The sequence below is a fragment of the Thiohalocapsa sp. genome (assembly GCF_019695415.1).
Lineage (GTDB): Bacteria > Pseudomonadota > Gammaproteobacteria > Chromatiales > Chromatiaceae > Thiohalocapsa.
The window spans coordinates 1-4,574 of record NZ_JAIFKJ010000301.1; the positions used below are offsets into that span (position 1 = coordinate 1).

Below are 4,574 nucleotides of genomic sequence, written 5' to 3' on the forward strand. Positions count from 1 at the left end.
TGGTGCCCAGGGACAGAATCGAACTGCCGACACGGGGATTTTCAGTCCCCTGCTCTACCAACTGAGCTACCTGGGCGGACGTGCTATTGGTGTTTTAGAACGGCACGAAGCCCGTCATTTAATCGCAGCGCCTGGAACAGGTCAAGGGCTGGACGAGCCGAACAGCAATTCCCGACGTGTACGCACGCAAGGGCCGGACACCCGTACCGGGGCGGCTGGCGCATGGATAGACATGACGGAGCGTAAGAGCATCTCGCAGTCAGGAACCAGGCACAGCGCGAAGCGGCTGCGCAGCTTGCGCCACAGGCACGCTTTGCTGCCCGCAGCCGTCCAGGCGCCCTGGAACAGCCGGCAGCAGCGCTGTTGGATCTCATTGATTAGGAAGGCCAGCGTCATCAGGTGCATCAGCACAGTGGCGAGGTGTCGGGATGGCCATGACCGAAGTTGTGCTCGAACGCGAACGCGTGGCCGAACCCCTACTCGCCGGGCTCGGCAAAGCCCGCCTCGGCCGCCCGCCCAAATACGTTCACCCGCCCCATCAGCACTATCGTGCGCTGCAACAAGCGCTGCGGCGTACCTTCGAAACCTTAGGCCTCGCAGCATTTGCGTGGGCACTCGCCTCGTTCGACCAACCTCTTGTCGCTTACGGCACCCTAGGCGGCTAAGGAGATACCGATTTTCCCTTAGAGCAGTCCTTCCTCGGCCATAGAGATGACGACCGTGGTCGTACCGTCTTCATAACCAATACACCGCCAGCGTGCACGCTGGGGGCCAACGCCGACAATGACCTCGGTTCCTTCTGGCGAAGGGGTCGACCCGATAAGCACGACCGCTCGGGTATTCGCTTGACGCGCGACCTCTCGCAGGCAAGCCTGCTCCGCGATGCTCTGCCCTGCCGACGCTGTCCCTTCGGAATAGCCGGACCCTCCAGTGGAGACCGGCGCTGGCTCGTTGGCCCCAGATGCACACCCCGCTACCGCAGCCACTGCGAGCGCGACGGCAGCAAGCCGCATCACGTCTGTCACCTTACATGGTCCTCTGGCTTGGCGATGGTCTGTTGTGACACGTTGCAGTGACAGATCGACATGCTCGTAGTCCGGCACGCCCGTCCATGAGACCCGTGTCGGCCTAGTGCTCAGTATTTCGCCTGATCCGCCTCGAACCCCTCTGGGAAAGGCATCATTGGATGGCCGCGGGATACGGCTTCCATGAAGATCACGCCCTGATGCGGGATATCGAGCTCGCCGGCCTCGTACAGGAGCCGGAACACGGCGTCGGCTTGGGTCGCCTCTACCAGCACCGTGATCACGTCGCGCTCGATCCATACCAGCGTGCCCGGACGCTGACCGCGACGGTCGGTGCCGCGGGCGTGGTGCTGGGTGACGGACAGCACGCCCGGGTGCTCTTCCACCAGAGTCATCAGCTCCAGGCCATGGCCGCTCATGACGATGGCGGTGACGAGCTTCTTCTCGACACCGTAGCCGATATGGCCGAGGACGCTCATTCGCGGCGCTCCGTGTGCACGCCGAAGCGGGCGGCGATGTCCTGAGGGATGTGGGTCGCCATCTTCTCAAGCTTGCTGAGCCAGAGGATGCCCATGCCCGGCGTATCCATCTTGGCGGCGACGAAGACGCGCTCGAAGATGTGGTCCGCCTGCTCGTTGGGCACGACGATGTAGATCACCTCCTTCTCGGTGTCCACGGTCAGGCCCAGGATGCCCATGCTTTTCTGGCGAACGCCGCTGCCATGGGCATGAAAGACCGTCGCGCCCTGGGCACCGGCCTCCATTGCCACCCGGACCACCATGTCCGCGGTGCCGCGCTGGACGACGGCGGTCAGCAGCGTGACGCCGGTGAGCACGATGAATTCATTGCCGACACTCATGCGGTTCTCCTCCGGAAGCGGCCGCGGGTCTTGATGTCGATCCAGAGCCCGGTGGCCAGCACCGACACGATCGGGCCCACCGAGCACATGGCGAGGATACCGAAGCCGTCTACGGCCTCCACCGCGTGTCCCAGGCCGATGCCGAGCGCCATCAACAGCGGCACGGTCACAGGCCCGGTGGTCACACCGGCGCTGTCCCAGGCCAGGTTGACCAATTCCTCCCGGGACAGGATGGTCAGGCCCAGCGCCAGCGTATAGCCCAGCACCAGCAGCAGCCACAGCGGCAGATCGAATAGGATGCGGCTTACGCCGAGCGCTGCGCCGCAGCCAACCCCGACGGCCACAGCATGCAGCAGCTGGCGCTTGCGGAAGGCGCCGTCGGTGAGGTTCTCCACCGTCATGCCCATGGCGTTCAGCGCGGGCTCGGCGATGGTGGCGCCATAGCCCACGGTGAACGCGAACATCAGGGTCACGGCGATGCCCAGCGCGAAGGGATACAACGCCGGTGCACCCGTCTGCCAGTGCGGCGAAAAGGTCCAGGGGACATTGACCCCGGCCTGCTCGCCCAGGGTCACCAGCCCCGCGGTGAGGCCGAGGTTGAACAGCGCCATGCCGGCGACGGCCAAGGTGACGCCATAGGCGAACACGCTGCCCTCGCGGATGCGCCGCCGCAGCAGCAGGAGCTGCACCAACACCAACAGCAGCAGCAGCGGCACAATGGCCCGGAAGGCGCCCAGAATCTCCGCGAATGGGCTTTTCGTGAGCCAGTCGTCCGGCGCATCGGCCGCCATCGGCAGCAGCGCAGACTCACCCTGGGCGGTCAGATAGGTGGCAACACTGAGCACGCCGACAATCGGAAAGAGCGACGCCAACGTGACGATGCCGAAGCCGGACAGCGGGTTGTCGCTGCGGCCGGTGGAGGCGGCAACACCGACACCCACCGCGAGCACCAGCGGCACCGTCACCGGCCCGGTGGTGATGGCCCCGCAGTCCCAGGCGAGGCCGATGATGGGCGCGAGCGCCGGCTGCTGCGCCGCCCAGACGGTGAGCAGCAGCGTCGGCGGCACGATGATCATCACCAGTCGCTTGAGCTGCCAGCCGAACATCAGCCGCAGCATCCCTAAGCTCACCGCCAGGCCGACGCCGGTAGCGACCGCCAGCACCAGCCACAGCGCGTAGGGGCCGAGCAGCTGCTTGAGCCAGGGTGCGCGCTCGCTGGAGATGGCGTCGGCCGCCGCCTGCAGGGCGCCGATAGCCGGCTCCGCGAAGGTCGCGGCGCCCCCCAGCAGCAGGCTGAAGCCGAGCAGCACCGAGGGATGCATGCGTCCCGGCATATGGAAGCCCACATTCTCCGCGAAGGGCATCAGGCCGCGCTTGACGCCCTCCATGAAGAACATGAGGCCGACGATGACAGCCAGGATGCCGAGGACGACGGTCTGCGTGTCCAGCAGCGAGGTGCGCAGCGCCAGAGCCTGAAAAACGATCAACAGCAGTGCCAGCGGCACGACCGCGCGCAGCTGCTCGGCGAGGCGGACCGAGATATAGGGCGTCAGCAGCCGATGCAGATCGACTGCCCGCAGCCGTGGGCGTGCCGGCCGCAGCCGCTCGGCTTCCAGGATGGCGGAGAAATTGACTTGCCGCTTATGGCGCTTGATCGCGCCCAAGTAGGTTCCGTAGCGAATCTCGCGCTCGCTCAATCTGCTGGTCACCTCCCAGGTTGGGGACAGAGGTGCGACACCTCCGCTCGGCCGGGCGAGGCACGCTAGCATCGGCGGCGCCGCCCAGCAAGCGCCGCGGCATCGAGGGAGCAATGTCGCGCGCCAATCCGGTTGTCTGCCGATGACTCCGCCTGTAACTTCTTGGACTTGGCCCCAGGGGTGCAACAGCCTTAGGCGCAGCGATGTCGGTCCTCATCTTCCGCCTCAACGGCGTCCCCGACGACGAGGCCGCCGACGTGCGCAACCTATTGGAAGAGCACGGATTCCCCTATCACGAGACCACCGGCGGCTTCCTCGGCTTCGGGGTCGCCGGCCTTTGGCTGCTGGACGACAGCCGCAAGGCCGCTGCTCGCGCGGTCATCGACGCCTATCAGCGCGAGCGCAGCGCCCGTCTCGCTGCCGAGCACGAGGCGCTGCGCCGGGCCGGCCGCGCCGAGAGCACGCTGCAGCGCATCGCCCGCCGCCCATTGCAGTCCCTGCTCTACATCGCCGGTGCGGCCGGGGTGCTATACCTGATGCTTTGGCCGTTCCTCAGCCTTGGGCTGTGAAGGCCACCAGTCCCCGGCTGCTCCGGGTTGTCAGCCTCTCGCTTATAGTGCCCACGCGCAGGCGCGGGCAGATTGACAGATGCATTGCGCCCTTCGAAGATGCAGCTGCGCTTAAGCAGGCTGCCCGCGTAGACCGGCGGCCTGCAACCACAACCACGAGAGGAGACAGACATCATGGTGCGTACACGATCCCCACTGACCCTCATCGCCCTCGGCCTGGTCACAGCCCTGCTGTGGGGCTGCGGCGAGCAAGACATGGGTGGAGACGACGTCAGCGAAGAAGTAAGCGAAGCAGCGGAAGAGACCCGTGAAGCCACCAGCGCAGCGGCCGATCAGGTCCGCGAGACCACCGCCGAGGCGGTGGATAGCACCCAGCAGGCGGTAGAAGAAGCTGGCGACCGCATCGAGCAGGCCACGGACTGAG

At 66.0% G+C, this 4,574-nt stretch carries 7 protein-coding genes and 1 tRNA gene; 3 read left to right on the forward strand and 5 right to left on the reverse strand.

Translation table 11 applies throughout. From position 1 onward, the window contains the following. Positions 1 to 76: transfer RNA gene (locus I6U14_RS08685), tRNA-Phe, on the reverse strand. A 65-nt stretch (positions 77 to 141) separates the two neighbouring features. Further along, complete coding sequence (locus I6U14_RS08690; protein ID WP_296898511.1) at positions 142 to 396, reverse strand: hypothetical protein; 255 nt, start codon at positions 394 to 396, stop codon at positions 142 to 144. A gap of 32 nt (positions 397 to 428) precedes the next feature. Here I6U14_RS08690 and I6U14_RS08695 point away from each other — a divergent pair, with 32 nt between their 5' ends. Beyond that, positions 429 to 665: a hypothetical protein gene (locus I6U14_RS08695; protein WP_296898512.1), complete on the forward strand. Its 237-nt coding sequence runs from the start codon at positions 429 to 431 to the stop codon at positions 663 to 665. A gap of 470 nt (positions 666 to 1,135) precedes the next feature. Here I6U14_RS08695 and I6U14_RS08700 read toward each other — a convergent pair whose 3' ends face one another. The 3 genes from I6U14_RS08700 to I6U14_RS08710 are packed head-to-tail and all read right to left on the reverse strand — an operon-like array spanning position 1,136 to position 3,581. Continuing rightward, positions 1,136 to 1,504, reverse strand: coding sequence for a hypothetical protein (locus tag I6U14_RS08700; RefSeq protein WP_296898514.1), 369 nt, complete (start codon positions 1,502 to 1,504; stop codon positions 1,136 to 1,138). Continuing rightward, positions 1,501 to 1,884, reverse strand: a complete 384-nt coding sequence (locus I6U14_RS08705) for a P-II family nitrogen regulator (RefSeq protein WP_296898516.1) — start codon at positions 1,882 to 1,884, stop codon at positions 1,501 to 1,503. The genes I6U14_RS08700 and I6U14_RS08705 overlap by 4 nt, the downstream gene beginning before the upstream one ends. Next, positions 1,881 to 3,581: a DUF1538 domain-containing protein gene (locus I6U14_RS08710; RefSeq protein ID WP_296898517.1), complete on the reverse strand. Its 1,701-nt coding sequence runs from the start codon at positions 3,579 to 3,581 to the stop codon at positions 1,881 to 1,883. Before I6U14_RS08710 ends, I6U14_RS08705 begins: the two co-directional genes overlap by 4 nt. Before the next feature lie 203 nt (positions 3,582 to 3,784). Here I6U14_RS08710 and I6U14_RS08715 point away from each other — a divergent pair, with 203 nt between their 5' ends. Together I6U14_RS08715 and I6U14_RS08720 are read left to right on the forward strand one after the other, a co-directional pair. After that, positions 3,785 to 4,150, forward strand: coding sequence for a DUF6164 family protein (locus I6U14_RS08715; protein ID WP_296898519.1), 366 nt, complete (start codon positions 3,785 to 3,787; stop codon positions 4,148 to 4,150). 174 nt (positions 4,151 to 4,324) lie between these two features. Next, the gene (locus tag I6U14_RS08720) at positions 4,325 to 4,573 is read left to right on the forward strand and encodes a hypothetical protein (RefSeq protein ID WP_296898520.1); all 249 of its coding nucleotides are present in this window, start codon (positions 4,325 to 4,327) and stop codon (positions 4,571 to 4,573) included. Position 4,574: the final 1 nt, after the last annotated feature.